This window comes from Nitratidesulfovibrio sp. (genome assembly GCF_040373385.1).
GTDB lineage: Bacteria > Desulfobacterota > Desulfovibrionia > Desulfovibrionales > Desulfovibrionaceae > Cupidesulfovibrio.
The window spans coordinates 76,346-103,286 of the sequence record NZ_JBDXXH010000008.1; the positions used below are offsets into that span (position 1 = coordinate 76,346).

20 protein-coding genes are annotated in these 26,941 nt (G+C 68.6%); 12 read left to right on the forward strand and 8 right to left on the reverse strand.

From position 1 onward, the window contains the following. Positions 1–168: 168 nt before the first annotated feature. The 3 genes from ABWO17_RS13500 to ABWO17_RS13510 are packed head-to-tail and all read left to right on the forward strand — an operon-like array spanning position 169 to position 3,246. Positions 169–1,242 carry a TRAP transporter substrate-binding protein gene (locus tag ABWO17_RS13500; protein WP_353119376.1) on the forward strand — a complete coding sequence of 358 codons (1,074 nt, stop codon included), beginning with the start codon at positions 169–171 and terminating at the stop codon, positions 1,240–1,242. An 8-nt stretch (positions 1,243–1,250) separates the two neighbouring features. Continuing rightward, positions 1,251–1,961, forward strand: coding sequence for a TRAP transporter small permease (locus ABWO17_RS13505; RefSeq protein ID WP_353119378.1), 711 nt, complete (start codon positions 1,251–1,253; stop codon positions 1,959–1,961). Position 1,962: 1 nt separating this feature from the next. Next, the gene (locus tag ABWO17_RS13510; RefSeq protein WP_353119380.1) at positions 1,963–3,246 is read left to right on the forward strand and encodes a TRAP transporter large permease; all 1,284 of its coding nucleotides are present in this window, start codon (positions 1,963–1,965) and stop codon (positions 3,244–3,246) included. 42 nt (positions 3,247–3,288) lie between these two features. Here the strand turns inward: ABWO17_RS13510 and ABWO17_RS13515 are convergent, their stop codons facing one another. Further along, complete coding sequence (locus tag ABWO17_RS13515) at positions 3,289–4,302, reverse strand: LysR substrate-binding domain-containing protein (protein ID WP_353119382.1); 1,014 nt, start codon at positions 4,300–4,302, stop codon at positions 3,289–3,291. Between the two features lie 200 nt (positions 4,303–4,502). Between ABWO17_RS13515 and ABWO17_RS13520 the strand changes: the two genes are divergently transcribed. Together ABWO17_RS13520 and ABWO17_RS13525 are read left to right on the forward strand one after the other, a co-directional pair. After that, positions 4,503–4,634: a hypothetical protein gene (locus ABWO17_RS13520; RefSeq protein ID WP_353119384.1), complete on the forward strand. Its 132-nt coding sequence runs from the start codon at positions 4,503–4,505 to the stop codon at positions 4,632–4,634. Positions 4,635–4,936: 302 nt separating this feature from the next. Beyond that, entirely contained in the window at positions 4,937–5,521 is a 585-nt protein-coding gene (locus ABWO17_RS13525) for an NAD(P)H-dependent oxidoreductase (protein ID WP_353119386.1), read from the forward strand. A 267-nt stretch (positions 5,522–5,788) separates the two neighbouring features. Here the strand turns inward: ABWO17_RS13525 and ABWO17_RS13530 are convergent, their stop codons facing one another. Then, complete coding sequence (locus ABWO17_RS13530; RefSeq protein WP_353119545.1) at positions 5,789–7,918, reverse strand: peptidase U32 family protein; 2,130 nt, start codon at positions 7,916–7,918, stop codon at positions 5,789–5,791. 1,093 nt (positions 7,919–9,011) lie between these two features. Between ABWO17_RS13530 and ABWO17_RS13535 the strand changes: the two genes are divergently transcribed. Together ABWO17_RS13535 and ABWO17_RS13540 are read left to right on the forward strand one after the other, a co-directional pair. Then, positions 9,012–9,881 (forward strand): dihydroorotate dehydrogenase electron transfer subunit, encoded by an 870-nt coding sequence (locus tag ABWO17_RS13535; RefSeq protein WP_353119388.1) that lies wholly within the window; start codon positions 9,012–9,014, stop codon positions 9,879–9,881. A gap of 57 nt (positions 9,882–9,938) precedes the next feature. Continuing rightward, a complete protein-coding gene (locus tag ABWO17_RS13540) occupies positions 9,939–10,865 on the forward strand; it encodes a dihydroorotate dehydrogenase (protein ID WP_353119390.1) in 927 nt (308 codons plus the stop codon). A gap of 93 nt (positions 10,866–10,958) precedes the next feature. Here the strand turns inward: ABWO17_RS13540 and ABWO17_RS13545 are convergent, their stop codons facing one another. From ABWO17_RS13545 to ABWO17_RS13560, 4 genes are all read right to left on the reverse strand, one after another. After that, complete coding sequence (locus tag ABWO17_RS13545) at positions 10,959–11,498, reverse strand: GNAT family N-acetyltransferase (RefSeq protein WP_353119392.1); 540 nt, start codon at positions 11,496–11,498, stop codon at positions 10,959–10,961. Continuing rightward, on the reverse strand, positions 11,495–11,767 hold the full coding sequence (locus ABWO17_RS13550) for a type II toxin-antitoxin system TacA family antitoxin (protein ID WP_012613255.1): 273 nt from the start codon (positions 11,765–11,767) through the stop codon (positions 11,495–11,497). The genes ABWO17_RS13545 and ABWO17_RS13550 overlap by 4 nt, the downstream gene beginning before the upstream one ends. Before the next feature lie 239 nt (positions 11,768–12,006). Next, a complete protein-coding gene (pruA, locus tag ABWO17_RS13555; protein ID WP_353119394.1) occupies positions 12,007–15,051 on the reverse strand; it encodes an L-glutamate gamma-semialdehyde dehydrogenase in 3,045 nt (1,014 codons plus the stop codon). Between the two features lie 480 nt (positions 15,052–15,531). Then, positions 15,532–16,059, reverse strand: a complete 528-nt coding sequence (locus tag ABWO17_RS13560; protein ID WP_353119396.1) for a periplasmic heavy metal sensor — start codon at positions 16,057–16,059, stop codon at positions 15,532–15,534. 354 nt (positions 16,060–16,413) lie between these two features. Between ABWO17_RS13560 and ABWO17_RS13565 the strand changes: the two genes are divergently transcribed. Together ABWO17_RS13565 and ABWO17_RS13570 are read left to right on the forward strand one after the other, a co-directional pair. After that, entirely contained in the window at positions 16,414–18,696 is a 2,283-nt protein-coding gene (locus tag ABWO17_RS13565; protein WP_353119398.1) for an ATP-binding protein, read from the forward strand. After that, positions 18,693–20,144 (forward strand): sigma-54-dependent transcriptional regulator, encoded by a 1,452-nt coding sequence (locus ABWO17_RS13570; RefSeq protein ID WP_353119400.1) that lies wholly within the window; start codon positions 18,693–18,695, stop codon positions 20,142–20,144. The genes ABWO17_RS13565 and ABWO17_RS13570 overlap by 4 nt, the downstream gene beginning before the upstream one ends. Before the next feature lie 120 nt (positions 20,145–20,264). Here the strand turns inward: ABWO17_RS13570 and ABWO17_RS13575 are convergent, their stop codons facing one another. Together ABWO17_RS13575 and ABWO17_RS13580 are read right to left on the reverse strand one after the other, a co-directional pair. Beyond that, positions 20,265–21,437, reverse strand: coding sequence for a glycosyltransferase family 2 protein (locus ABWO17_RS13575; protein WP_353119402.1), 1,173 nt, complete (start codon positions 21,435–21,437; stop codon positions 20,265–20,267). 336 nt (positions 21,438–21,773) lie between these two features. Continuing rightward, entirely contained in the window at positions 21,774–22,445 is a 672-nt protein-coding gene (locus ABWO17_RS13580; RefSeq protein WP_353119404.1) for a LysE family translocator, read from the reverse strand. 354 nt (positions 22,446–22,799) lie between these two features. Here ABWO17_RS13580 and ABWO17_RS13585 point away from each other — a divergent pair, with 354 nt between their 5' ends. The 3 genes from ABWO17_RS13585 (at position 22,800) to ald (ending at position 26,717) form a co-directional block, all read left to right on the forward strand. Then, complete coding sequence (locus ABWO17_RS13585; protein WP_353119406.1) at positions 22,800–23,336, forward strand: PaaI family thioesterase; 537 nt, start codon at positions 22,800–22,802, stop codon at positions 23,334–23,336. 85 nt (positions 23,337–23,421) lie between these two features. Beyond that, positions 23,422–25,236 carry a sigma-54 interaction domain-containing protein gene (locus ABWO17_RS13590; protein WP_353119408.1) on the forward strand — a complete coding sequence of 605 codons (1,815 nt, stop codon included), beginning with the start codon at positions 23,422–23,424 and terminating at the stop codon, positions 25,234–25,236. Between the two features lie 365 nt (positions 25,237–25,601). Further along, positions 25,602–26,717 (forward strand): alanine dehydrogenase, encoded by a 1,116-nt coding sequence (ald, locus tag ABWO17_RS13595; RefSeq protein WP_353119410.1) that lies wholly within the window; start codon positions 25,602–25,604, stop codon positions 26,715–26,717. The last annotated feature ends 224 nt before the right edge of the window (positions 26,718–26,941 follow it).

Here is a 26,941-nt window from a genome sequence, read left to right on the forward strand (position 1 = left end):
GCATGCTTACCATGCGCCTATCGGTATTTCAACCTGTGGTAACAGTGGGTTCACGCTGCGAGATCATGCGCTTTCCGCAGGGTTGCTGATGTCCGCGCGGCCCGGTTCACCATGCCCGCCGTACCTCCGGCTGCCGTGTTTCCCTTCCGTCATCCGGTGAGGATCGCCATGCACCACCGTTTTCGTTCTCTCTCCTCGCTCGCGTCGTTGCCGTCCGCCGTGGCCCGCCCACGCCGTGGGCGCGCCCTTGCCGTGTCCCTTGTGCTGGCCTTGGCCTGTCTGGCGGCCATCCTGCCCGCAGGGCTCCGCCCCGCCCGCGCCGCCACCCCCACGGAACTGACCCTGGCCGTGGTGACCACGCCCGGCTCGGCCCAGCACGTCTGCGCCGAACGGTTCCGGCAACTGCTGGAGGAACGCTCGCACGGGGCCTACCGGGTGGTGGTGCACCATTCCGGCACCCTGGGCACGGAGACGGAAATCCTGCAACAGTTGCAGTTGGGCGGGGTGCAGTTGGCCATCATCACCCTTGGCGTGCTCGACCCGTTCGTGCCCGAGGTGAAGGTGCTGGACTACCCGTTCCTGTTCCGCGATGCGGCAGAGGCGGACCGCGTGCTGGACGGGGCGGCGGGAAGGTCGCTGCTTGATGCGCTGGAGCGGGTGGGGCTGAAGGGGCTGCACTTTTCGGAGAACGGCTTCCGCCACCTGACCAACAACGTCCGCCCGGTGCGCACCGTGGACGATGTGCGCGGCCTGAAGATCCGGGTGCTGGAATCGACCCTGCACCGCGAGTTGTGGCGTGCCCTGGGCGCCAATCCCACGCCCATGGGCTGGCCCATCTACGCGGAATTGCAGCAGGGCACCATTGACGGGCAGGAAAACCCCCTGTGGGTCATGGCGGAATACCGCATGCCCGAGGTGCAGAAATACCTTTCGCTGACCGGGCATGTGTATTCCGCCCACGCGGACCTGGCCAATCTGGCCTGGTTCAACGGATTGCCCCAGGCCGACCGGGAGATGGTCATGCAGTGCATGGCCGCCGCCGCCGTGTACCAGCGGGACTACAACCGCCGGAAGGACGCCGAGTACCTGCGCCAACTGCGCGAAGCGGGCATGCAGGTGGTGGACGCGCCGGATCTGGCCTCGTTTCGGGCGCGCACCGACGCGCTGCGCCAGGGCTCCCTGTTCGCCGACCCGCGCACCCACGACATGCTGGCGCGCGTGCTGGCGGCGGTGGGGCGCTAGGGGCGGGCATGGCTGACGGACACTTCTTCGCGCCGCCCGCCGCCGTGTCCGCGTCCGTGGCCGGGGGCAACGGCTCTGGCGGGCGGGGCCCCGGCCCGGCCGTGACCCGGGCGCTGCTGTCCGTGGCCGCGCGGTGCGATGCCGTGGCCCGCGTCTGGCTGGCCGGTGCAACCCTGGCCATGGCCGGGCTGCTCATCGCGCAGGTGGTCTTTCGCTATGCGTTTAACAATTCGCTGTTCTGGTCGGAAGAACTGGGCCGCGCCCTGCTGGTGCAGCTGACCTTCATCGGCGCCTCGGTGGCCTGGCGGGGCCGGGCGCACATCGGCATGGACGCGCTGGTGGCGCGCTTTTCGCCGGACTGGGCATGGCGGGCGCGGCTGCTGGTGCTGTGCGTGTGCGTGGCCTTTTTCGCCGCCGTGGCCTGGCACGGCGCGCGGTTCGCCCTGTTCCTGTTGCCGCAGCAGACGGCGGCCCTTGGCGTGTCGCGGGCCGTGGTCTTCGTGGCCGTGCCCGTGGGCGGCGCGCTGCTGACCCTGCACGGACTGGCGGACCTGCTGGCCCACCTGTGGCCCGGTGCCAGCGGTACTGCGGGTGCTGGCGGGCAGGGCAGGGGCGATGCCGCGCTGTCATGCGGCATGGCGGACCGGGACGCGGACACCGCCGCCGCGCCGCCTTCCGACGGCGCTTCTGTGGCGCCCCCCATGCCGGAGGGCCGCTGACATGGTGGGCCTGATCCTGTTCGGCGGCATGGTGTTGCTGTTCGCCCTGAACGCCCCGGTGGCCGTGGCCCTGGGTGGTGCCGCCTTTGCCGCCGTGCTGGCCAAGGGGCTGGCCATGCCCGCCGGGCTGGAGCCCATGCTGGCCGTGCAGCGGCTGTACGCCGGGGCCGATTCCTTTCCGCTGCTGGCCGTGCCGCTGTTCATGCTGGCAGGCGAACTGATGTCCGCCGGGGGCATTTCGCGGCGCATCGTGGCCCTGGCCGATGCGCTGGTGGGCCACCTGCCGGGTGGGCTGGCGGCGGTTTCGGTGGTGTCGGCCATGTTTTTTGCAGGGGTGTCCGGCTCTGCCGCCGCAGATACGGCCGCCGTGGGGTCCATCCTCATTCCGGCAATGGTCCGGCGCGGTTACCCGGCTCCGCTGGCGGGTGCGGTGCAGGCCGCCGGGGGGTGCATCGGGGTGATCATTCCGCCCAGCATTCCCATGATCGTGTTCGGCGCGCTGACCGGGGCCTCCATCGGGCGGCTGTTCGCGGGCGGGTTGCTGCCGGGGCTGCTCATGGGGGCATCGCTGGTGGTCTTGTGCGTGGTGGAGGCTCGCCGCACGGGCCGGCTGCCGGAACGGCACTTCGACGCGCGCGCCCTGTGGCCCGCCATCCGTTCCGGGGCATGGGCGCTGGGTGCGCCTGCCATCATCCTGGGGTCCGTCATCGGCGGCGTGGCCACTGCCACCGAATCGGCGGCCATGGCCGTGGCCTATGCCCTGCTGGTGGGGCTGTACGCCCACCGCGAACTGCGCTGGCGCGACCTGCCGCACCTGGCCCTGTGCGCCGGGGTGACCTCTGCCGTGGTCATGCTGATCATCGCCGCCGCATCGCTGTTCGGATGGGTGATGGCGCTGGAACGGCTGCCGCAGGCCATTGCGGGGGGGCTGCTGTCCCTGACCGGGGACCGGGTGGCGCTGTTGCTGCTGGTGAACCTGTTGCTGCTGGTGGTGGGGGCCTTTCTGGAAACCACCGCCGCCATCCTGCTGTTCGTGCCGGTGCTGGTGCCGCTGCTGCCCGCGCTGGGTATCGACCTGGTGCACCTGGGGGTCATCGTGGTGGTGAACCTGGCCATCGGCATGCTGACCCCGCCGCTGGGGGTGTGCCTGGTGGTGTCGTGCTCCATCGCGCGCATCCCGCTTTCCGCCATCAGCCGGGCCATCGTGCCCATGCTGGTGGTGCTGCTCGTCGATCTGTTGCTGGTGACCTTCTGTCCGCCGCTGGTGCTCTGGCTGGGCGGGTAGGCCCCGCCGCCACGCACTGCGGGGCCAGCGCTGTGCCCGCCGCTAGTCCGCCGGATTCTCGCCTTCCGCGTCCTCTCCGTCCGCAACGCCGGAATCCCCCCCGAGGGGCGGGACGGTGTCGCCGTTTGGTGCGTCCCCGTCGTCTTCCCCGCCGAAGCTGCCCACCACGTCCAGAAAGCCGCGCAGCAGGGCGTCATCGCGTCCGGCGCGCCAGACCAGGTCCAGCCGGATTTCCGGCAGGCCGGGCATGCCTCCCGTGGTCTCGTCGCCTGCCGCCACGTCGCGGTACACCACCCCCTCGCGCGGTTCGCTGCGGGCGGATGCGGGCACGATGGCCGCGCCAACCCCCGCCGCCACCAGCGCGCGCTGGGTGTTCAGCCCCACGGCCTCCTGCGGCACTTCCGGCGAAAAACCTGCCCCGCGACACGCCGCGATGATGGCATCGTACGCCGCCGGAAACACCCGGCGCGGATAAAGGATCAGCGGCACCCCGGCCAGCGCCGCAAGCGGCACCATCCGCAGCCCGGCCAGCGGGTGCTGCGCGGGCAGGGCCACCACCTGCGGCTCGTGCAGGAACGGCGCGTGGTCGAAGCCTTCCGGCAGGCCGTCCAGATTGCGCAGCAGGCCTACGTCCAACTCGCCGGATTCGATGCGCCGCAGTTGCAGCAGGGTGCCCATTTCGCGCAGTTCCAGCCGCACGCCGGGGCAGCGCACCCGATAGGCGGCCACCGCCTGCGGAAAGCGCGTGGCCGCCGCGCTGACGACGAAGCCCAGCCGCAGCCGCCCCCGTTCGCCCCGCGCCGTTGCGCGTGCCCGCTCCACTGCCGCGTCCACCCCGGACAGCAGCGCCTGCACGTCGTCGCGCAGGGCCTCGCCCGCCGGGGTGGCCCGCACCGTGCGGCTGGTGCGCTCGAACAGACGCACCCCCAGTTCCTCCTCCAGCGCCTGAATCTGCTGGCTGAGCGGCGGCTGCGAAACGTGCATGCGCCGGGCGGCCCGCCCGAAGTGCAGCTCTTCCGCCACGGCCAGGAAATAGCGCAGTTGGCGCAGCTCCATTATTGATATCCTTTGCGTATTGATTTGCGAGAAAATTCGAATTGGACATATCATTCGAGGCGCCGTAGCGTCCAGACCATGCACTCGGCCCTTGTGGCCGGTTGGTGCGTACGGACAGGTGGAGCACGGCGGCGGCCCGTTGGAACAGGTTGCGTTCCCGGCCGCCCGCTCCATCCCTCCGCAACCTTACGGAGCCTGCCATGTTCGCCCTTGTCCTCATTCAGCCCCGCCCCGACCGGCGCCCGCCCGTGCTGGTGCGCCTGGCCCTGGCCGTGCTGATGGGCGTGGTGCTGGGCGTGGCCATGGGGCTTGGCCCCTCGCTTGCCCCGTAACGCTCGCCATGGTCGACCGCCACGCGCCTACGGGTCCGCCTGAAGCCCGGACGCGCGAAACAGGACGCCCCCTACCTGCCGGAGGGGGCGTCTTTTGTTGCGGGCGAAATGGGCGGGGGCGGGATGCGCGGCAGAGTACCACCGCAGCATAGGTCAGCTTGCGGCAGCAGTCTTCACACGCACCAAAAAGTGCCCACTTGACCATGTCGCCCGGCGAGATATGTAGGAGACAGTGAGCAAACCGCGCCCGACGTCCGGCAGGCAGTTGCTGCGGAGCGGGCGCACAGCCCAGCGAGGTTGCCATGAACGTCCTGATCATCAACGGGCACGAGCCGTATCCCTTTTCGCCCGGCACACTGAACCGCCACCTTGTCGAACTGGCCCGTACCACGCTGGAAGGGCTGGGGCACGCCGTGCAGGTGACCGAAACCGCAAAGCCCTACGATGCGGCGGCGGAAATCGACCGTCACCTGTGGGCGGACAGGATCATCGTGCAGTCGCCGGTGAACTGGATGGGCTTTGCGTGGAGCTGCAAGAAGTACATGGATCAGGTCTATACCACGGGCACCGACGGCAGGCTGTGCCAGGGCGACGGCCGCAGCCGCTCCGCGCCGGAGCAGCAGTACGGATCGGGCGGGGCGCTGCACGGCAGGCAGTACATGCTCTCGCTGACCTTCAACGCGCCCGCCGAGGCCTTTGGCGATGCGGGCCAGTACCTGTTCGGCGGCAAGACCGTGGATGACCTGTTCTTTCCCGCGCACATGAATTTCCGGTTCTTCGGCATGACGCCGCTGGAAACCTTCTGCTGCCACGACGTGGTCAAGAACCCGCGCATCGAGGAAGACTGCGAGCGGTACAAGGCGCATCTGGCGCAATTGTTCGGGTAGGGCCGGATGCAACATGAGGGCGGAAGGTCGTATACCTTCCGCCCTCATTGTTTCATGGCGGGCTAGGGCTTTTCAATGCAGGCAGGACTGCCGAATCGGAGATTTCGTTCGTTGGCGAGGAAAACGCCGCCTGCCATGAGGGAGTGCCTCAGCCGTTGGCGAGCTTGCGAGTCTTACGGATGAGGACCGCAGCGCGTACTCTTATCGTATTCGACCGAAATGGGAGGCGGCGTTTGACGACGCCAACGGGCGAAAGAACGATTCGGCTTACAGCAGCGGAATGTCCCAGTTGAAAGGACTGGTCCGGCGCGGTTCGGGCACGGTCAGGGGCGGGTGCTCGTCGATGCGCACGAACAGGGTGTACCCGGCGGACTCCAGCTGCCCGCGACGGTCCTCGATGTCCAGCGGCCAGCCGGGGTAGATCCAGGTATTCTGGCCGTAGCGGCGGGCCCAGAACACCTCGTTCTTGGGGCTGTTGAACGGCTCGCCCGGCTTCAGCCCCTCCAGGTGGTGGCGGGTGACGCCCATGGGCCAGTAGCCGGACAGCACCACGCCCAGCGGCAGGCAGCTCTGGCGCGGCAAGGCCAGGATGTCTTCACCGGGCAGTTCGGGGCTGACGATGGCGGCGGCAAAGCCCAGCTTGCGCAGTACGGCCAGCGCCGCCGGGTTGGACGTGTTGCAGAAGGGACCGGCGGTCAGCACCAGGTCGCGCCGGGCGTGCGCATCCCCGAACAGGCCGACCTGCCACGGCGCGTTGAGCACGAAGTGGCGCGCGCCGTCGCGGACGGCCTCGCGGGTCATGCGCAGCCACTGGGCTTCCTCGTCCGGCCAGATCACCGGCGGCAACCACCACGAGATGCGCGGGTACAGCGTGCGCGATACTTCGCGCAGGGCTTTCGGCGACAGCCACAGCCCCATCACCGTGCCGGGGCGCACCCCGGCCTTGCCTTCGCGGCCATGCGGCAGCGATCCGCGCAGGATCACGTCCAGCGGGCGGGCGGACTTGCCGGGGGCGGGATAGGTGGGGGTGAAGTCCACCGCGCCGCCTTCGCCGCCGCCCCTGCGGTGGCGGTCCAGCTTGGCCTGCCAGGCGCGCACCTCGCGCGTCAGTTCGGGCTCGCGGCGGTCGATGAGGAACACCGGTGTGCCCAGTTTGGGCGTCTTGTGGCGCGGCAGGCGCAGATTGAAGGTGCCTGCCTTGGGGATGTGGCGGGCCACCGGAAGGGTGGTGTGCCACGATTCGTCCTCGTACCCGATGCGCAAGAGGTCCTGCGGCAGCAGTTGGAAGCGCGGCTTGAAGAAGATGTCCCCTTCCGGGGTCTGGCCGACCTTGCCCGCCAGCAGGCCGGAACTGGTCTGCTCGCCGGGGGCGGTGGGGTCGTCGCCGCGCTGGGGCAGAAAGCGTGAATGGGTGCCGGGGCGGCCCAGGCCCATTTCCAGGATGTCCTCGGCCTGCTTGCGGGCCTTGGGGTCGTCCGGGTTGTCACGCAGCAGGCGGTAGGCCGACACCGCGTAGTACACGTAGTGCGGCCCCTTCTTGCGGCCCTCGATCTTCCACGAGGCCATGTGCGGCACCGACAGCAGCGTTTTCGCCAGCACGTCCAGCGAAAGATCGAGACAGGAGAAGAAGCGCCCTTCGCGGCCCTTCTGGCGGTACACCCGGCGACACGGCTGCACGCAACGGCCCCGCAGGCCGCTCTTGCCGCCCATGTAGCTGGACCAGTAGCAGCGGCCCGACACGCAGTAGCACAGCGCCCCGTGCACGAAGAATTCAAGATCCAGATCATCGGGGCAAGCGGCCCCGCAGGCGCGGATTTCGTCGATGTTCAGTTCGCGCGGCAGGATCACCCGGCTGGCGCCCAGGTCGCGCGCCACGGTGAGCGCGGCGGGGTGGGTGACGTTGGCCAGTGTGGAAAGGTGCAGTTCACCCGTAAACCCGGCCTGCCGGGCAATGTCCAGCATGCCGAGGTCCTGCACGATGAGCGCGTCGGGCCGCACGTCGCGGGCAAGGCGGGCCACCAGACGACCGGCGGCGCCCGGATCGCCGGGCTTCAGCATGGAGTTCATGGCCACGTAGATGCGGCGGCCCTCGGAATGGGCCAGGTCGGTCAGCGCGGCCAGTTCGCCGGTGGAGAAGTTTTCCGCCTGCATGCGGGCCGAAAAGTGCTTCAGGCCCAGGTACACCGCGTCGGCACCGGCGGCAAAGGCGGCCAGCGCGGCCTGCATGTCGCCCGCCGGGGCAAGGATTTCGGGCGTGCGCAGGTTGTCCGCCCGAGTGGGTGTGGCGCTGCCGGATGCGGCGGCCCCGGCGGTGATGCTGGGGGGCAGCAGTTCCGCCAGTTCGGCATCGGTCAGGCGGGTGCGGTGGTGCTCGCGTTCCGGGGCGCGGTTATCCACGAATTCGTCGGCCTTGCCTGCGGACTGGACGGGCGGGGCCTGGCGGGCGGGGCGGCGGTCTGCGCGGTCGTCCTGCCGGGAATTCTGGCGGTTGTCCGGGCGGCCCTTGGAACGGCGGTCGCCATCCCCGGACTTGCCGTCACCGGAGCGACGGTCGCCACCACGAGGGTCTCCACCACGAGGGTCCCCACCACGAGGATCTGTGGTCCAATCGTCGTTGTCCCGCTTGCCGGAGCGCTTGCCGGAGGATTTGCCCGACGGCTTGCCGGCCTGCCCGCCCTGCGGTCCGCCCTGTGGTCTGTCGGACCGTTTGCCGCCGCGCGGGCCGGTGGGTTTGGGCGCGTCCTGTCCGTCTTGTTGCTGCGGGCGACGCGGGCGTGCGGGGCGGTCTTCGCGTTCGGCCTGTGCGTCCGCGTCCTTACGGGAAGGGCGGGAAGGGCGCGCGGGGCGGGGCTGCTGGTCGTCACGCCCGCGCGAGCGGGGGGCGTCGCCCGTATCGGGCTTGCCGGATTTTTTCTGGCCTGCCGGGCGTTTGCCCGTGGCGGCGGCACCCTTGGGGCCGGATGCGGGGCGTGAAGGCTTGCTGGACATGTATGATTCTCCGCGAGGGGGATGAAATATGCGTGGGGCTGCCCGCCGGGCACAAGGGCCGGGAATGGCCGCGAAATGGGCAGGCCGGATGGTCCGGCTGGCCCCATGGGCCGGGGGCGCGTGGCGGCGGGGACGGATGGCGTCGCGGTGGCCGCACGGGGAGCAGTGCATCTAACCATAGAACGCCCGCATGGCAACCGCAATGGCCCGTGCGGTTTTTCGGCGGAGCTCGGAAGGGGTGCGCCGGGGCGGTGCGGGGCCGACCCGCGTGGCACCGTTGCGCAGTTCCTCGACAGCCTTTCGCAGAAGTCCCGGCGGCCCGAATTTGCCCATCCGCGCCACCTGCGCGGCCCCGCACCGTCCCCCGGCGCTTGACCCCGCCCGCCACGCCGACTACACCCGTATGCACGGGGGGCACGCGCGGTTCCCGCCTTCGGGTGCGCCCGCACCCCCGGCGGCCACACGACGCGGCCACATTCTTTTCGAGGACACCATCACCGCCATGAACACACCTGCCTGCACCGACCTGACGGTGCTCGACCTTGTTCCCTTCGGACAGACCGGCGGCGAGGCCCGCTTTTTTGCCCTGCGCCTGGAACGCCCCCAGTGGGCCGACTGGAAGCCCGGCCAGTTCGTCATGCTGCGCCCCGCCGGATGGGCGCTGGACATGCTGTGGGCACGTCCCTTTTCCATCTGCCGCATCAGCGCGCGCGACCTGGTCATCTTCTTCCAGGTGGTGGGGCGCGGCACCGCGCGCCTTGCCCAACTGCGCACCGGCGACGTGGTGCACGTGTGGGGCCCGCTGGGCAACGCCTTTGCCATGGAGCCGGACACCCCCACCCTGATGCTGGCCGGGGGCATCGGCATTGCGCCGTTCATCGGCTATGCCCACACCCACCCCAAGCCGTGGAACCTGTGGATGGACTTCGGCCACCGCATGCCGCTGGGGTGCTACCCCTTCGAGAGCATCAACGAAAAGATCATGGCCGACAGCCACCACGAGGAAGGCCCCGAAGACCTTTCGCGGTTCATCGAGACCATGGGCCGCCGGATGCGCGAATTCCGCGACCAGAACGGGCTGGTGCTGGCCTGCGGGCCCACCCCCTTCCTGCGCACGGTGCGCTCGTTCGCGCTGGAATACGGCGTGCGCACCCAGCTTTCGCTGGAAACGCGCATGGCCTGCGGCGTGGGCGCGTGCCTGGGCTGCGTGTGCCGCACCACCGAGCAGTGGCCCGACCCGGCCAAGGCGGGCGGCAACGTGCAGACCTGCACCCAGGGCCCGGTGTTCTGGGCAGAGCAGATCACCTTCGACGACGAAACCGCCGCCCCGCCCACGGCTGCCGATGCGCCCGTGCAGGCCTGCGAACGCTAACGTAAATCCTGATTTGGAATCCGCCCCTGGGATCCGGGACATAGGATCAGAAAAGTCATGATCGACATGCACGTTACCCTTCCCGGCGGGCTGCACCCGCTGACCCTGAACAACCCGGTCATGACCGCCTCGGGCACCTTCGGGTACGGGGTGGAGTTCGCCCCCTACGGCGACCTGACCAGGCTTGGCGGCATCGTGGTCAAGGGGCTGTCCCTGGCCCCGCGCCGGGGCAACCCCATGCCCCGCGTGGCCGAAACGCCCTGCGGCATGCTGAACGCCGTGGGCCTGCAGAATGACGGCGCCGAGTACTTCGTGCGCACCACCCTGCCGAAGCTCCCGTGGCGAGAGGTGCCCATTGTGGCCAACCTGTACGCCTGCGACCCCGGCGAATTCGGCGAACTGGCCGCCGTGCTGGCCGCCGAAGAAGGCGTGGCCGCGCTGGAAGTGAACATCTCGTGCCCCAACGTGAAGGAAGGCGGGGTGATCTTTGGCCAGGACCCGCGCCAGGCCGCCAAGGTGACCGAAGCGGTGAAGATGCGCGCGGGCAGCAAGCCGGTCATCGTCAAGCTGTCGCCCAACGTCACCGACATCGCCCACATGGCCCGCGCCGTGGAAGACGCCGGGGCCGACGTGCTGTCCTGCATCAACACCCTGACGGGCATGGGCGTGGACATCAACACCCGCAAGCCCCTGCTGGCCAACGTGGTGGGCGGCCTGTCCGGCCCGGCCATCAAGCCCGTGGCCCTGCGCTGCGTGTGGCAGGTGGCGAAAGCCGTGTCCATTCCGGTCATCGGCATCGGCGGCATCACCAGCGCAGAGGACGTGCTGGAGTTCCTGCTGGTGGGCGCGCACGCCGTGCAGGTGGGCACCGCCAACTTCATCCGCCCCGACTTCGTGTTCCGGCTGGTGGACGACCTGGCCGCCCTGTGCGAGCGCATGGGCATCGAGCAGTGGGATGATTTTCGGGGCACGCTGAAGGTGTAGCACCACCGCTCTTGAACTGAAACGCCCGGCAATGCCATTGCCGGGCGTTTGCGTTTGGTGGCGGTACGTGTGGCAGGGAAAACCTGCCCGACCCTATTCTGTGCGCTGCGGGTGCAGGTATTGCTGTATCTCTTCCATCCGCAGCAGCAGCGTCAGCGGGCTTACGGGAGAGGGCTGGAATCCGCAGCCGGCATAAAAGGCCGCCGCGCGCTCGTGCAGCGCATGCACCAGAATGCCCCGGATGCCCGCTATGCCTGCCGCCTGGCCGGTGCGCAGCAGGGCGTCGCGCACAAGTGCCCTGCCAATGCCCCGCCCCTGCATGCTTTGGTCTACGGCAAGGCGGGCCAGAATCATCACCGGCACCGGGTCGGGCATGTTGCGCCGGATGCTGCCGGGGGCGATTCCGTGGGCCACGCTGCCTACCGCCAGCGAATAGAAGCCGACCACCCGCGCCCCCGGCTCCTCCTGCCCGCCTTTTTCATGCAGGCAGGTTACGTAGGTGCGGGTGGCCTTGCCCTCGTTTCTGACGGCGCGCGTGCGCAGCCAGTCGTCCAGTGCGGGTTCGCCGCTGCAAAACAGGATCAGGTCATGTTGCGGAGCAAGCGGTTCCGGGGCCGCAATGCGCCCGCTCATTCGCCGTCATCCCACGGAGCGGGCGTGGCAAGCAGGCGCTTCAGGGCCGGGTTGTCGCGGACAGGCGCGTCCAGCGCGGCCTGAAAGGCGTTCCATTGCGCCGTGGAAAGCTGAAAGTGGGACTTTTCCAGCAGCAGTTCCTCGGCGGAACGAACGGCATGCTCAAGGATGAAGGCCGTGCGGTTCTTGCCCGCCAGCGCAGCGGCCAGATCGATGATGGCCTTCTGCTCCGGGGGAACGCGCAGGTTGATGATGTCGGTGCTTGCCATGGCGGCCTCCTGTGCGGAAAGGCTAAAGCCGGGCGGCATCATTGTCAACACAATGTCTATACGGACATGTGGTTGGGGCATGCCCCTTTGAAAGGTTTTGCAAAAAGGTGTTCCCCCGAACCCGGCGCCTCATCCGATTCCATGAAACAAAACGGGCCGCGCACCATGCAGTGCGCGGCCCTTGTCTTTTGGTTCGTCCCGGTCTGTCCCGGTCCGTCGGCGTAGCCGCCAGCGGCAGCCTACCCGATCCAGTCGTCGTCTTCCTCGATGGGGGCAAAGCCCCGGCGCATGGTATTTTCGGTCACGCAGCGCGGGTCCATGAACTGCAGCAGGTAGTCGGGGCCGCCGGTCTTGGAGCCGACGCCGGACATCTTGAACCCGCCGAAGGGCTGGCGTTCCACCATGGCCCCGGTGGAGCCGCGGTTCAGGTACAGGTTGCCCACCCGGAAGTCGCGGCGGGCCTTGGCCAGGTTTTCGGGGCTGCGCGAGAACACGCCGCCGGTCAGGGCAAAGCGGGTGCCGTTGGCGATGGCCAGCGCCTCGTCAAAGCTGCCCGCGCGCATCACGGCCAGCACCGGGCCGAAGATTTCTTCCTGTGCAATCCGATGATGCGGCTTGATGCCTTCCACGATGGTCAGCGGCACGTAGCAGCCCTCGGCCGGGATGTCGGTGCGCTTCACCAGCACCTTGCCTTCCTGCTCGGCCACCTTCACGTATTCCATGATGTTCTTTTGCAGGGATGCGTCGGCCACCGGGCCCATGTAGTTGGCCGGGTCTTCCGAAGGGCCGATCTTGATGGCCTGCGCCGCCTTGACGAGGCGCTCCACGAAGCGGTCGTAGATGGGGTCCAGCACGATGACCCGCGAGCAGGCCGAGCACTTCTGCCCCTGGAAGCCGAACGCGGAGTTCAGCACCTGCAACACGGCCTCGTCGAGGTCGGCGTCGTCGTCGATGATGATGGCGTTCTTGCCGCCCATTTCCGCGATGACCCGCTTGCACTGCATCTGGCCGGGCTGCACCTTTGCCGCCTTTTCCTGAATGCGCAGGCCCACTTCCATGGAGCCGGTGAAGCAGATCATGCTTACCTGCGGGTGTTCCACAAGGTAGTCGCCCATGACCGAGCTGCGGCCCGGCACGTAGTTGAACACGCCCTCGGGCAGGCCCGCCTCGCGGAAGATTTCCGTAAGGTTGTACCCGATGCGAGAGGCAATGGACGACGGCTTGAAGATCACCGGGTTGCCGGTGACGATGGCGGCGGCGGCCATGCCGATGGCGATGGCGAAGGGGAAGTTCCACGGCGCGATGACCGCGGCGATGCCCTTCGGCTGGTAGAACAGGTGGTTCAGTTCGCCGGGGGCGCGGCCCATGCGGCGCGGCGTGCCCAGGCGCAGCATTTCGTGGGCGTAGTAGTCCAGGAAGTCGATGCCTTCGCCCACGTCATGGAAGGCCTGGTCCCACTGCTTGCCCACTTCCAGCACCTGCCAGGCGGACAGTTCAAACATGCGGCGGCGGGCGATGTCCGCCGCGCGGTGCAGGAACATGGCCCGGTCCGCCGGGGAGGTGTCGCGCCAGGCCGGGAAGGCCTTTTCGGCGGCTTCGATGGCGGCGTCCACTTCCGGCTTGCCGCCCTGGCAGACCCTGGCGATGACCTCCGCCGGGCTCGCCGGGTTGGTGGAGGCTATGGTGTCCTCCGTGGTCACGTCCTTGCCGCCGATGAACAGCGGAATCACGCCGCCAGCCTTGCCGCGCACTTCCGCGATGGCGTTCACGAAACCGGCGCGGTTGGCGGGCAGGGTCAGGTCCAGCATGCTTTCGTTGACGAACGGGGGCAGGCCGTCGAGCTGGGTCGATGGGGCCGGGCGGGGCGGCGGGGCGGCGGCCAGTTCACGCTCCAGCGTGGCCTGCGGGTTTTCCAGCAGCCGTTCCAGCTCCGCGCCGTCCACGAAGCTCTGACGCAGGAAGGATTCGTTGGCGGTGTTTTCCAGCAGGCGGCGCACAAGGTAGGCCATGCCGGGAATCAGTTCGCCGTAGGGGCAGTACAGGCGCACGCGCCCGGCCACGTTCTTCAGCCCCTTTCGCACCGGCTCGGCCATGCCGTACAGCACCTGGAATTCGTAGCGGTGGGCGGGCACGTTCAGCGCGCGGGCCGTTTCCATCACCGTGGAAATGGTGCGCACGTTGTGCGAGGCGCAGGCGAAGTAGACGAGGTCGTTGTTTTCCAGAATGCGGCGGGCCAGCTTTTCGTAGCAGATGTCCGATTCCGGCTTGCGGGTCCACACGGGAATTTCCCAGCCGTTCTGCTTGGCCATCACCGTTTCGTAGTCCCAGTAGGCACCCTTCACCAGGCGGATGCCGAAGGGCAGCTTTTCGGCGCGGCCCCAGGCCAAAAGATCATCCAGATCGTGTTCGGTGCAGCGCAGGTAGGCCTGCAACACGATGGACAGGTGCGGGTAGTCGCGGAATTCCGGCATGGTGCGCAGCCGCTTGAACAGTTCCAGCGTCATTTCGCGGTACTTCAGCTGCTCCATGTCGATGCACAGAAAGCCGCCCATCTCCACGGTCTTGCGGTAGATGGGCACCAGGCGCGACAGGATGCCCTGCACGGACCCTTCCACGTCGCCGGGTTTGGCCTGCGAGTAGAGGGCGGAAGGCTTGATGGACACGTTCACCTTGGGGGTGTGGCCCCAGTCCCCCTCACTCAGGGACGCGCCGGGACCGGCAGTGGCCCCGGTGGAATCGGCCAGCGGCGCCCATCTGGCGTACTCTTTGGCGATGGCGTCCAGCACTTCCAGGTAGCCGTCGCGGTAGGCGTCGGCTTCTTCCTCGCTCACCGTGGCTTCGCCCAGAAGGTCCACAGTGAAGGCAAAGCCTTCCTTGCGCAGCTTGGCCAGCCCCTTGATGGCTTCCCTGGTGTTTTCGCCGATGATGAAGGTGCGGGCCATGCCTTCGATGTTGGACCGGATGAACTTGCCCATAAGCATGCCGGTGAAGGCCCCGCCGAAACCGGCGGCACCCGCGCCCCACTTGAGCACGGGGGGCACGTCCGCTCCGTCGGCGGAAAAGTATTCGCGGATGTGGCGGGTGAGCGCCTCGGAGGTGTTCAGGTAGGGCAAGACGTCCACGAAGCGGAACAGCTGGACCTTGAAGCCCTCGTTCTGCATGGCCCAGTCCATGACCTTGCCTGTCCAGAAGCCCTTGTTGAAAATGGACGGGGCCTCGCCGCTGATGCTCTTGAAGAATTCCTTGCCGCGCTCGACGATGCGGGCATCAAGATGCTGTTCCATGCGGTTCCTCCTGGGCGTCGCGCGGGTGTGGTCCCGGCGGGTGCGGTGTGGGTGCGGGTCGTGTGGTGTGGTGAAAAGGCTCCTGCGGTGTCGCGCGGCGGCAGGGCGGGCGGTCCGCTTTCTGCACCGTCGTGCGGCATGATTTTTCGATATTCGGAATGGTTGTAGGCGCTGGAATGCCAGAAATCAAGCCCGCGCCGGGTCGGAGTGGAGCGGTCGCTCTTGCGTCCAGACGGGCCGGGGCCTGGCGGGTAAGGGGAGCGGCATCCGGGGAAGGGACCGGGAGGGGAAGCGCGGAGTGGACAGATGGGGCGGAGGGAGAGAAAGGGACAGGGCGGGCAAACCGGACAAAACGGAAAAGGGCCGCCCGTGTCGTGCGACGCGGGCGGCCCTCTGCTTCAGTCATGTGGGGCGCGGAGGTTGGGAAGTCCTCTGTGAAGGCTGGTCGGTGCGCCCCCCGGCAATTCGCCCGGATTCAGGCTACTGGTTGGCCTGGGGCATCTGGCCGTCATGCATGGGGCCGTGGCCCATGCCCTGGCCGCCCATCATGCCGCCGCCATGGCCCATGCCACGGCCGCCCATCATGCCGCCGCCCATGCCCATGTGGCCCATGCGGCCGTAACCGGGGTTGACGCCCACTTCCTTTTCCAGGCGTTCGTCAAGGGCGGTGTATTCCTTGCGAATCTGGGTACGCAGGTCGGCCAGTTCGCCCGCCAGCTTGGAAATGGTTTCCGGCTTGGTGTTGGGGTTGGTGGACAGGGCGTTCAGTTCGGTGTGCTTGGCCCAGGCCTTGTCCTTCAGCGGCTGGATGCGGGCGTCCGCTTCCTTGTAGACGGCGTCGAACTTGGCCTGCTTTTCCGGGGTCAGGGCGTTGTACACCGCGCCCGTGGCGCAGCCGCCGCCCATGCCCATGCCGCCCATGCGGGCGAAGGCGCTGTCGGTGATGCCGGTGATGGCGAGCAGGCCCGCGAGGGCGACGGTGCCGAGGACGAGATGCTTGGTCTTCATGATGTGTGCTCCTGTACGGTTGGTTGATTCGTTACCGCCCCGTCTGGCGTCTTCGCTGCATCCTCGGTGGATGGCGCGGCCATGTACTGTGGTGCGGGGCTGGTGCGCTTGTTGCTTGCCCCTGCATGAGCAACCGGCGTGCCAAACGGCGGGATCATCTCACAACATACCGTAATTGAACATTAAAAATGCACGCGCAACGCGCCGCAACGCTGCCGGGCCTCTGCATGAAAACCATGCGCATGTATAAAAACTATACGCAGCCGCACGAGTGGCGTATGAAAATCGAACAGGTGAAGCGGTATCGACCAGCCCCGCCCCCGGCGGGCACCGCGCGCCGCAAGGAAGATTCCCATGCCTACGAATAACGCGAACAGCGCGGGCAATATGGACGACAGCAACGGCACGAGCGCGTCCCCGCATGCGACACGTCAGGGACAGCCGGGCCTGTTCGGGCGCGGCGCAAGTGGCGGGCGCTGGGGCAGTGGCGAAAACCTGCCCTCGCCATGGCTGATCATAGGGGCCACGGCTGTCCTGGCCCTGATGGTGGCCGTGCTTACCGCGCTGAACCACGACGGCGAGCAGGAGGCCATGCGGCGCATCCTGTCGGAAAAGGGGGCTTCGCTCATCCGGGCCTTCGAGGCGGGGGCGCGCACCGGTTTGCGTGGCCGCACCGGGGGCGAACTGCGCTTGCAGATATTGCTGGAGGAAATGGCCGACCAGCCGGACATCCAGTTCATTGCCGTCACCGACAGGCAGGGCGTGGTGCTGGCTCACAGCGACCCGCAGTGGATTGGCCGCCCCCTGGCCGATCCGGCCACCATGGAAGCCCTGGCCGTGCCCCCGCCGCCCGCTCCTTTGGGGCGTGACGGGCGCGACGGAAGTCCGCAAAACCGCGACGAGGTGGGCTGGCGGCTGATGGAGGCGGGCGGTCAGCGGGCCTTTCTGGTGTACCGCACCTTCATTCCCCTGCGCCCCACGGCGCGCCATATGGGCATGGGCGGGATGGGCGGCCACATGATGGGCCACCCCCCGCGCGATCCGGAGCACGGCAACATGATGATGGGCTCCATGCCCGGCTGGCTGCGCCGCGAGATGGAGGCGGACATGCAGGCCGAGCGCGACGCCCCGCCCCCGGTGATCATCGTGGCGCTGGACACCGCACCCTTCGACGCCGCCCGCGCGGCGGACCACCGTCATACATTGATCATGCTGTCCATCCTGGCCCTGCTGGGCGGGGCCGGGGTGCTTTCGCTGCTGTGGGCGCGCCATGCGCGCGCCTCGCGGCGGCTGGTGCGGCAGGCCCAGTCCTTTGCCCTGCACGTGGTCACCAGCCTGCCCGACGGGTTGGTGGTGCTGGACGGCGCGGGCCGCGTGGCCACCTGCAACGCGGCGGCGCGCGATCTGCTGCGCCTGGGGGATGCGGTGCCCGCCGGGGCCGCGCCGGAAGCGGTGTTGCCCGCCCCGCTGGCGCAACTGGCCGCCCAACTGCATGGGGGGAAGCACGGCGAAACGCGCGGCGGTGAAGACGCCGGGGCCGATTCGGCTTCCAATGGCGGGCCCAATGTGACGCCAGATGCCCCCTCCGCTTTCGGGGCGGAAGTGACCCTGGACTGCCCCGTGGCGGGCGGCCCGCCCGTGCCCATGAGCGTGCGCGGGGTGCGCATAGCCGCCGGGGACAGGGAAGAGGCCGGTGTCATCCTGATCCTGCGCGACCTGCGCGAGGTGCGCCGCTTGCAAGACGAGGTGCGCCGCCGCGAAAAGCTCGCCGCCATCGGCAGCCTGGCCGCCGGGGTGGCCCACGAACTGCGCAACCCGCTCAGTTCCATCAAGGGCTATGCCACCTATTTCGGCAGCCGCTTTGCCGAGGGCAGCGAAGACCGCGAAGCCGCACGGGTGATGGTGCAGGAGGTGGAACGGCTGAACCGGGTCATCTCCGACCTCATCGGGCTGGCCCGGCCCTCGGACATCGCCCCCCACCCGGTGGACGCGGGATTCCTGGTGCGCCACGTGCTGCGGCTGGTGCGGCAGGACGCCGCCCACCGGGGCGTGACCGTGCGGGTCGAGCCGCAGGACGACGCGCAGGACGGTGTGCCCGGCCCCCTGCCCCGGGTCATGCTGGACCCGGACCGCTTCTCGCAGGCACTGCTCAACGTGTTCCTGAACGCGCTGGAGGCCATGCCCCACGGCGGGGAACTGGCCGTGCGCCTGTCCGCCGCGCCGGGCAACCGCATTGCGGTTTCGGTACGCGATACGGGCACCGGCATTGCGCCGGAGCATCTGGCCACCATCTTCGACCCGTACTTCACCACCAAGAGCCAGGGCACGGGCCTGGGCCTTGCCATCGTGCACAAGATCGTTGAGGCCCACGGCGGCGAGGTGTCGCTGCGCTCCACCCCTGGCCGGGGCACGGAGGTCACCTTCCTGCTGCCCGCGGAGCCGATGACGGGGCAGGAGGGAACGCAAGGTGGGGGGCGCCCCGGCGCGGAGGATGCCGATCCTGCTGCCGATCCTGCTGACGATCCGGCAGCCGCTTCCGCCGCCGTGCAGGATGCATCCCCTGCCGCTTCCGCAGCATTCACCGCTTCCGCCGATTCCGCACGATCCGGCAGTACCGCAAAGGATGACACGCCATGAGCATCGCCACCATCCTCATCGTTGACGACGACGCGGCGCACCGTTCCATGCTGCGCACCATGCTGCGCGGCTGGGGCTACGCCACCGAAGAAGCCGACGACGGCGAATCCGCCGTGGAAAAGGTGCGCCAGCGCGCCTGGGACGCCGTGCTCATGGACGTGCGCATGGCCCGCATGGATGGCATAGCGGCGCTGCACCACATCCTGGACTGGAACCCGGCCACGCCGGTGCTGATCATGACCGCGTTCTCCTCGGTGGATACCGCCGTGGAGGCGCTGCGCACCGGGGCCTACGACTACCTGACCAAGCCGCTGGACTTCGATGTGCTGCGCCACACCCTCGCGCGCGCCCTGGACCACACCCGGCTGGCCAGCGAAAACCGCGAACTGCGCGAGCGCCTGTCGTCACAGGGGGGGCAGGGGGCGCCGGGCGCACCGCACGGCATCATCGGCCGCAGCGCGCCCGTGCACGAACTGGTGGAGATGATCGCCACGGTGGCCCCCTCCGAGGCCACGGTGCTCATCACCGGCGAATCGGGCACCGGCAAGGAACTGGTGGCCCGCGCCCTGCACACGGCCAGTCACCGGGCCAGCCGCCCGCTGGTGACCGTGAACTGCGCCGCGTTGACCGAAACCCTGCTGGAATCGGAACTGTTCGGGCACGAGCGCGGGGCCTTCACCGGGGCCGACCGGCGGCGCGAGGGGCGCTTCGTGCAGGCCGACGGCGGCACGCTGTTTCTGGACGAGATAGGCGAGATGCCCCTGACGTTGCAGGCAAAACTGCTGCGCGCCCTGCAACAGGGCGAAGTGCAGCGGGTGGGCAGCGACACTCCGCTCACCGTGGACGTGCGGGTCATCGCCGCCACCAACCGCGACCTGCGCGAAGAGGCGGCGGCGGGGCGGTTCCGCGAAGACCTGTACTACCGGCTCAACGTCATCGCCGTGCACGTGCCCGCCCTGCGCGAGCGCGCGGGCGACGTGCCCCTGCTGGCCGCGTTCTTCCTGGGGCGGTATACCGAAAAGAACCGCAAACACCTCAAGGGGTTCACTCCGCAGGCCATGGACCTTCTGCTGCGCCACGACTGGCCGGGCAACGTGCGCGAACTGGAAAACGCCATTGAGCGCGCCGTGATCCTGGCCACCGGCGACTACGTGACCGAGCGCGAACTGCCGCTGCATCTGGGGAGTGGGGGCGGGGGGAGCGGAGCGTCTGGCGGCAATGGCGGCAGCGCTGGCGGTGCGGCGGGCGGCGCGGCGGGCGCGGGATACTTCCCGCCCGAGGGCGACGGGCTGGCTCCCTACGCCGGGCTGTCGCTGGAGGACCTGGAGCGCCGGGCCATCATCGCCACCCTGCGCGAAACCGGCGACAACAAGAGCGAGGCCGCGCGCCGTCTGGGCATCACCCGCGCCACCCTGCACAACAAGTTGAAGAAGTACGATCTGGAGTAGCCGTCCGCAACGCGGAAGCAACAGGACGGGCGGAGCGCGGCACGGTGGGTGCCGGTTCCGCCCGCCGTATTTTCTGGGGGTGGGTGGGGGGCATCGCGGACGCCTTTATGGGGCTGTTCGCTACAATCCCGCGCGAGAGAATATCTCTCCCGCCCGCGCGGTGCCCATGCGGGCCACGAACAGTTCGCGCAGGGCGCGGATATCGGCGGCGCGAGGAATGATCCCCCGCGTGAAGGGGACCGCCCACGGTTCGCCGCGCATGAGCGCGCGCGCCCAGGCCCGTACCTCCGACTCGAAGAAGGCCGGGTTGTCGCGCACGATGCGCGCCTTGGCCCTGCCGTCGTCGATGCGGGCCGCATGCGAGTAGTTGGCGTCGTGGAAGACGTAGTGCAGCAACGGCTCTGCCACGCGCACCACGCCGAACCCGGCCATGGCTGCCTGTACCCAGAAATCCCAGTCCTCGTAAGCCGTTTCGGTACGGAAGCCCCGGCTGGCCAGCCACACCTCGCGCCGCATCAGCGAGGTGGTGGGGAACAGGTTCTGGGTGCGCAAAAGGTCCGGATGGAAGTCCGGCACCCGCACCACCCGCGAGCCGGTGGGCGATTCCTCGATGTAGTCCACGCAGGCGATGTGCGGACGGGAGATGCCGGGAGCGGGCATGCCCGTGGGCAGGTCGCCGGGGGCAAGACCGCCTTCGACCCCGGCGGCGTGCAGCGCCGCATGGGCAAGGTCGCGCAGGGAGTGCATACCGGGGCTGGGGGCGGGGGTGTCGGATGTTTCGTCCGATGGCCTCGGTCCCGCTGCCGGAGCGGACGTGCCTGTTCCGCCAGCACCCTCCGCGCGTGCTGTCTCGCCAGCGTCGCCCGTCTCGCCGGTTTTGCCGGTTTCACCTGATGTGGCCCGCCCGTCTCGTTCTTTGCGTTCGGTCCGCTCGGCCTTTCCGTCGGGCTCTGTCAGGGCCGCGTGGGTGCGGCGCAGAAAGTCCGGGGCCAGGTAATCGTCCGGGTCGCAGAACAGCAGAAAGGGGCTGCGCGCCGCCTGTGCCCCGGCATTGCGCACCGGGCCCGGCTTGCCCACGCGCGGCAGGGCCAGCACGCGGAACGCCGCCCACGGGCCATCGGCCTGCCAGCGGCGGGCGCGCTCGCGCGAATCGTCACTGCTGGCATCGTCCACGAAAACCACTTCCACCGCGTCGGGCGGAAAGGTCTGTGCGGCCAGCGTGCCGAAAAAGCGGTCGAGAAATCGGCCGTAGTTGTGGTTGGTCACCACCACGGATATGCGCGGCGCGTGCATGACGCTGCCCCCTGGGTTGCCCCGGTGTTCCCTTGTCGTTTGTCGTCGCCTTTCGAAAGGCGTGGCGCGCAGGGCGTCCGCTGGTCTTTTCGGTGCGCTGGCGCAAAGGTTTAGCGCCCCCGGCGTAAAAAACCGGGGGCGCTGAAGGGGCGAGGACATTGAGGTCGGGGGCCGGGCCGGGGAAGGCCGGGGCAAGGTGGGCGGTGCCGCCGTGCCGCAAGGGATGGGGACGCCGTGCGCCGAACGGGTCAGCTGACAGGTCAGTGGACGGTTCGGGCCGGTTCGGGCCGGTTCGGGACGGCTCAGGCCGGATCAGGGGCCGGATCTGGGGACGGATCAGCGGGTGGCGATGGCCGCGCCAGTGCCCACCATCACCGCACCGGCGCCGCGGTGCAGCAGCCGGGTGGCGCGCGGGGTGGACAGCATGCGCCGGGCGCGCGCGGCCATCACCGCGTAGCCGCCCAGCACACAACCCACCACGGCCACGGTGGTGGCCGCAACCAGCGCGGCGCCCGTGGCGTCCAGGGTGCGCAGGTCCACGAAGGTGGGCAGAAAGCCCACGTAGAACACGATGACCTTGGGGTTGCCCAGGGTGAGGGCCAGGCCCCCGCAGACGGTGCGCAGCAGGCGCAACGGTGTTGGCGTGGGCAGCGGCGCGATGCCGGTATGGCTTGTTGCGTCGTCGGACGCCGCCCCTTCGGGCACGGCCATGGGCCGGGCCGTGCCCGCGCCGCGCCACAGGCCGATGCCCAGCCAGATCAGGTAGGCCGCGCCGCCAAGGCGTACCACCAGGAACAGGTCGCCCATGCTTTCCGCAAGCACGGTCAGCCCGGCCATGGCCAGCAGCAGAAAGATCAGGTCGCCGCAGATGATGCCCGCCGTAAGGGCCAGCGCCGTGGGCAGGCCGCGCCCCAGCGCGGCGGACAGCACGGCGAACACGCCGGGACCGGGAGTGATGGCCAGGATGAACAGGGCAACGGCCAGGGCTGCAAGGGAATGGATGGTCATGGAAGTCTCCGGGCAGGCCCCTGTGGAGAGGTAGCGGGGGGAGCCGTTGGGCCACAGGGCGGCGGGGCGAGGCCGCCCGGCGCATTTTTGCCAGACGCGTTTGTACATTTATGGATGCACCGGGGTGGGCTGCCCCGCAGGGGCTGCGTGTGCCGCCGGATGCCCGTCCTGCATAGCCCCGCGCGGTACGCCAGGCAAGTGGTGTGCGGCGCGGCGGCCTGCCGACATCGCGTTGCCCCTCGACAAGGCAGGGTTCCTGCCGCTACGGTGCGCCTTGCCGTCCGACCGTTTCACGCTTTCGTGAACCGGTCCCGTTCCGCTCACGCTGTTGCGCGCACCCCGCGCGGAGACGCCATGTCAGCCACACCTTCCGCCACACCGCCCGCAGCGCATGCCGCAGCCACCTCCGGTTCCGGTACGCCCGCATCCCCCCTTGCGCCCGCATCAGGTGACGACATGGAGCACGTCCGCCGGTTCATCGCCGAGCGCGACATGTTCGCCAGACATCTGGGCATAGAGATCACCGAGGTCGCGCGCGGCTATGCCCGCGCCGTCATGCCCATGGATGCGCACCATCGCAACGGCGTGGGCATGGCCCACGGCGGGGCCATCTTTGCCGTGGCCGACTTGGCCTTTGCCGTGGCCTGCAACACGCGCGGCAGGGTCAGCGTGAACCTGAACACCTCCATCTCGTTCCTGGCGCCCGGCAAGTGCGGGCCGCTGACGGCAGAGGCGCGCGAAATAAGTGCCGCCAGACGGGTGGCCACCTACGAGATCCGCATCACCGACGGCGAGGGCACGCTCATCGCCATCTGTCAGGCCACCGCCTACAGCAAGGATCAGCCGGTGCCCGGCATGGCCAGTGCCGGGGAATCCCGGAGCGCGGACTAGCCGCGCCATTCACAACAGGGCACAACAGGCCGCAACAGGCCGCAACAGGGAAGCCGCAACGCCCGCCCCGTCGGAAGACGCACGCATGAAACTACGAATGGAATGCATCTTTCGCGACAGGGTGGGCATCGTCTCCGACCTGTCCTCGCTGCTGGCCGGGCAGGCACTGTCCATCGTCTCCATGGAAGTGGAGCGCCGCCCCGGCAGCCCGGCAACCGCGCTCGCCACGGACTCGGCCCCCGCCCCATCCCCCGGCCCATCTTCCGCCCTATCCGCTGGCCCGTCCCCCGGCATGGACCGCGCCTTCGTGTATCTGGAGGCGGACAGCTCGCGCGACGTGGACCGCGCCGCCCTGTTCGAGACGCTGGGGCGCATTCCCGACCTGCTGGAATTCCGCATCGTGGAGACCCTGCCCGCCGAGGAACGCGCCAACCGTTTTCTGGTGCTGCTGGACAACCTGCGCGACGGGGTGCTGTCCATCGACGCGGAGGGGCGGGTGACCTCCATCAACAAGGTGGCCCGCGAGGCTTACGGGTGTACCGGCACGCCGGGTGCACCCGCCTCCCCCGCCTCCCCCACCTCCCCCACTGGCCCCACTGGCGCGGGCACCACGGGCACGTCCCCAGCCGCAGACCTGTCCGGCTTGCCGCTGGACGCGCTGGGCCTGCCCGACCGGGGCATCCTGGACTGTCTGTCCGGGCGCGAACTGGTGGACGCCAAGCGCGAGGTGGCCACCCCCGGTGGCGGGCGGTTGCAATTCTTCGTCACCCGCAGGCCCATCCGCGATGGCGAGGGGCGCATCATCGGCGCGGTGGAAGTGGCCCGCGACATGCGCGAAATCCGCAAGCTGGCCCGCTCCATCACGGAGCCTGCGCAGGTGACCTTCGGCGACATCGTGGGCCAGCACCCGGCCATCGGGTTTGCCATTTCCTTTGCCCGGCGCGTGGCCACCACAGATTCCATCATCGCCATCCGGGGGGAGAGCGGCACCGGCAAGGAACTGTTCGCGCGGGCCATCCACACCGCAAGCATGCGGCAGGGGCCGTTCGTGCCGGTGAACTGCGCGGCCCTGCCGGAACAGCTGCTGGAAAGCGAACTGTTCGGCTACGAGGCCGGGGCCTTTACCGGCGGTCGGCGCGAGGGCAAGCCCGGCCTGTTCGAGACGGCGCGCGGCGGCACGGTGCTGCTGGACGAGATAGGCGACATGCCGCTGGCTTCGCAGGCCAAGATGTTGCGGGTAATGCAGGAAGGCAGCGTGCGCCGGGTTGGCGGCACGGCCGAGGTGCCCGTGGACGTGCGCATCATCACCGCCACCAACCGCACGTTGGAACGGCTGGTGGAGGAAGGGCGCTTTCGGCAGGACCTGTACTACCGCATCAATGTGCTGCCCATCCACATTCCGCCCCTGAAGGAACGGCCCGAGGACATCACCGTGCTGGCCGAGCATTTTCTGCTGGGGCTGGCCGCCCGGCTGGGCGGACCGGTGCGCAGCCTGTCGCCGGGGGCGCTGGCGCGGCTTGCGGGCCACCACTGGCCGGGCAACGTGCGCGAGTTGAAGAACGTGGTGGAACGCGCGGCCATCCTGTGCCCGGACGAGGTGGTGGGGGCGCGGTTCATCCTGTTCGCCCACGAACTGGAAGGCGGGCTGTTCGGCGAGTCGGCCCGGCTGGCCGATGGCGTGGCAGACACCGTGGCCGACGCGGCGGCCCTGGCCTCGGGCCACGAGCACCATGGCGGCGGCGAAGGGCGGCTCAAGGACATGATTGCCGTTTTTGAAAAACGGATCATCGTCGATGCCGTGGCTGCTGCGGGCAGTGTGCGCAAGGCAGCAAGAAAGCTGGGTATTTCTCACACGGCCTTGCTCGACAAGCTGCGGCGGCACGGCGTGAAGCCGGTCTGAAAATCTTCCAGTGGTCTGAAAATATTCCGCCTGCCCTGCGGCATTATCTCGGGTTTTATGCCTTGTTTACTTGAACAGTGGTCTGATTTATTTCCACTTTGCGCATGATCCCTTGCTGTGCCGCTTCCATTCCCCGCTGCTCTCCGCTCCGTCCCCTCCTCCTTGTGCTTCCGCAACTCACTGGTCCGATTTGCGTTTTTGTGACTCGTTCGGGAATTGCGGCGTTTCGCCCGATTTTCCGGCAAGTTGGCAAGGTGTTTGCTGTAGGAACGATGCGCCCGCGCGGGCGCACCCTGTCCGGGGTTTTCACAGCGCACCGAAACGCACCGCAACGCGCCGCACCACCGGCGTATCTGGAGGCTCAGATGATCGTTGGCATCCTGAAGGAGATCAAGAAGGAAGAAAACCGCGTCGCCATGACCCCCGCCGGAGTCGAGGTGATGGTGCATGCCGGGCACACCCTGCTGGTGGAAAAGAACGCCGGCGCGGGCAGCGGCTTTGCCGACGAAGCCTACGTGGAAGCGGGCGCCACCATCGTGGCTACCCCTGCCGAAATTTACGCCAAATCCGACATGGTCATGCACGTCAAGGAGCCGCAGGCGTCCGAATACGGCATGATCCGCCCCGGCCAGATCGTGTTCACCTACCTGCACCTGGCCGCCGACGAACCGCAGACCCAGGCCCTGCTGAAGAGCGGTGCGGTGTGCATCGCCTACGAAACCATCCAGAAGGCCGACGGCAGCCTGCCCCTGCTCACCCCCATGAGTGAAGTGGCCGGCCGCATGGCCATCCAGCAGGGCGCCAAGTACCTGGAAATGGCCCAGGGCGGTAACGGCGTGCTGCTGGGCGGCGTGCCCGGCGTGGACCCCGGCACCGTGGTGGTCATCGGCGGCGGCGTGGTGGGTACCCACGCGGCCCGCATGGCCTGCGGCCTGGGCGCCAAGGTGTACATCCTGGACATGAGCCTGGACCGCCTGCGCCACCTCAGCGAAGTGATGCCCTCCAACTGCTTCCCGCTCATGTCGTCCCCGGCCACCGTGCGCAAGCTGGTGCGCGAGGCCGACGTGGTGGTGGGCGCGGTGCTGGTTACCGGCGCCAAGGCCCCCAAGCTGGTCACCCGCGACATGCTGAAGACCATGAAGCCGGGCTCGGTGCTGGTGGACGTGGCCATCGACCAGGGCGGCTGCTTCGAAACCTCCAAGGCGACCACCCATACCGACCCCACCTTCGTGGTGGACGGCGTGGTGCACTACTGCGTGGCCAACATGCCCGGCGCGGTGGCCAAGACGTCCACCCTGGCCCTGACCAACGCCACCCTGCCCTACGCGCTGACCATCGCCAACAAGGGCTGGAAGCGCGCCATGCAGGACAATTGCGAAATCGCCAAGGGCGCCAACGTCATCGATGGCAAGATCACCTTCAAGGGCGTGGCCGAGGCCTTTGGCCTGGACTACGTTTCCGTGGATACCTTCCTGAATTAGTCCCCTTCGGGGCGGACTTCATGCTGCACCTCCGCGCGGGGCCGGGCGGACCGCCCGCCGCCCGGCCCGCGCACCGCATTTCCCCGACTCCGGCCTTTGCATTCCCGGCCCCCGCGAGTGTTCGTCGCATTCGCGGTAAAGGCCCGCCCTACGGGGGGCGGGCCTTTTTTGTTGGCGGGGCAAGGGCAAGAACAGGGGTATGACGACGGGGGCTGCGGGCGCAG

Coding starts and splice junctions, on each gene's coding strand:
- ABWO17_RS13515 (WP_353119382.1), bottom strand. CDS start 4,302: ATGGAGCTGCGCCAACTGCGCTATTTCCTGGCCGTGGCGGAAGAGCTG.
- ABWO17_RS13505 (WP_353119378.1), top strand. CDS start 1,251: ATGGCTGACGGACACTTCTTCGCGCCGCCCGCCGCCGTGTCCGCGTCC.
- ABWO17_RS13590 (WP_353119408.1), top strand. CDS start 23,422: ATGAAACTACGAATGGAATGCATCTTTCGCGACAGGGTGGGCATCGTC.
- ABWO17_RS13585 (WP_353119406.1), top strand. CDS start 22,800: ATGTCAGCCACACCTTCCGCCACACCGCCCGCAGCGCATGCCGCAGCC.
- pruA (WP_353119394.1), bottom strand. CDS start 15,051: ATGGAACAGCATCTTGATGCCCGCATCGTCGAGCGCGGCAAGGAATTC.
- ABWO17_RS13500 (WP_353119376.1), top strand. CDS start 169: ATGCACCACCGTTTTCGTTCTCTCTCCTCGCTCGCGTCGTTGCCGTCC.
- ABWO17_RS13570 (WP_353119400.1), top strand. CDS start 18,693: ATGAGCATCGCCACCATCCTCATCGTTGACGACGACGCGGCGCACCGT.
- ABWO17_RS13550 (WP_012613255.1), bottom strand. CDS start 11,767: ATGGCAAGCACCGACATCATCAACCTGCGCGTTCCCCCGGAGCAGAAG.
- ABWO17_RS13565 (WP_353119398.1), top strand. CDS start 16,414: ATGCCTACGAATAACGCGAACAGCGCGGGCAATATGGACGACAGCAAC.
- ABWO17_RS13580 (WP_353119404.1), bottom strand. CDS start 22,445: ATGACCATCCATTCCCTTGCAGCCCTGGCCGTTGCCCTGTTCATCCTG.
- ABWO17_RS13525 (WP_353119386.1), top strand. CDS start 4,937: ATGAACGTCCTGATCATCAACGGGCACGAGCCGTATCCCTTTTCGCCC.
- ABWO17_RS13510 (WP_353119380.1), top strand. CDS start 1,963: ATGGTGGGCCTGATCCTGTTCGGCGGCATGGTGTTGCTGTTCGCCCTG.
- ABWO17_RS13575 (WP_353119402.1), bottom strand. CDS start 21,437: ATGCACGCGCCGCGCATATCCGTGGTGGTGACCAACCACAACTACGGC.
- ABWO17_RS13520 (WP_353119384.1), top strand. CDS start 4,503: ATGTTCGCCCTTGTCCTCATTCAGCCCCGCCCCGACCGGCGCCCGCCC.
- ald (WP_353119410.1), top strand. CDS start 25,602: ATGATCGTTGGCATCCTGAAGGAGATCAAGAAGGAAGAAAACCGCGTC.
- ABWO17_RS13545 (WP_353119392.1), bottom strand. CDS start 11,498: ATGAGCGGGCGCATTGCGGCCCCGGAACCGCTTGCTCCGCAACATGAC.
- ABWO17_RS13535 (WP_353119388.1), top strand. CDS start 9,012: ATGAACACACCTGCCTGCACCGACCTGACGGTGCTCGACCTTGTTCCC.
- ABWO17_RS13540 (WP_353119390.1), top strand. CDS start 9,939: ATGATCGACATGCACGTTACCCTTCCCGGCGGGCTGCACCCGCTGACC.
- ABWO17_RS13560 (WP_353119396.1), bottom strand. CDS start 16,059: ATGAAGACCAAGCATCTCGTCCTCGGCACCGTCGCCCTCGCGGGCCTG.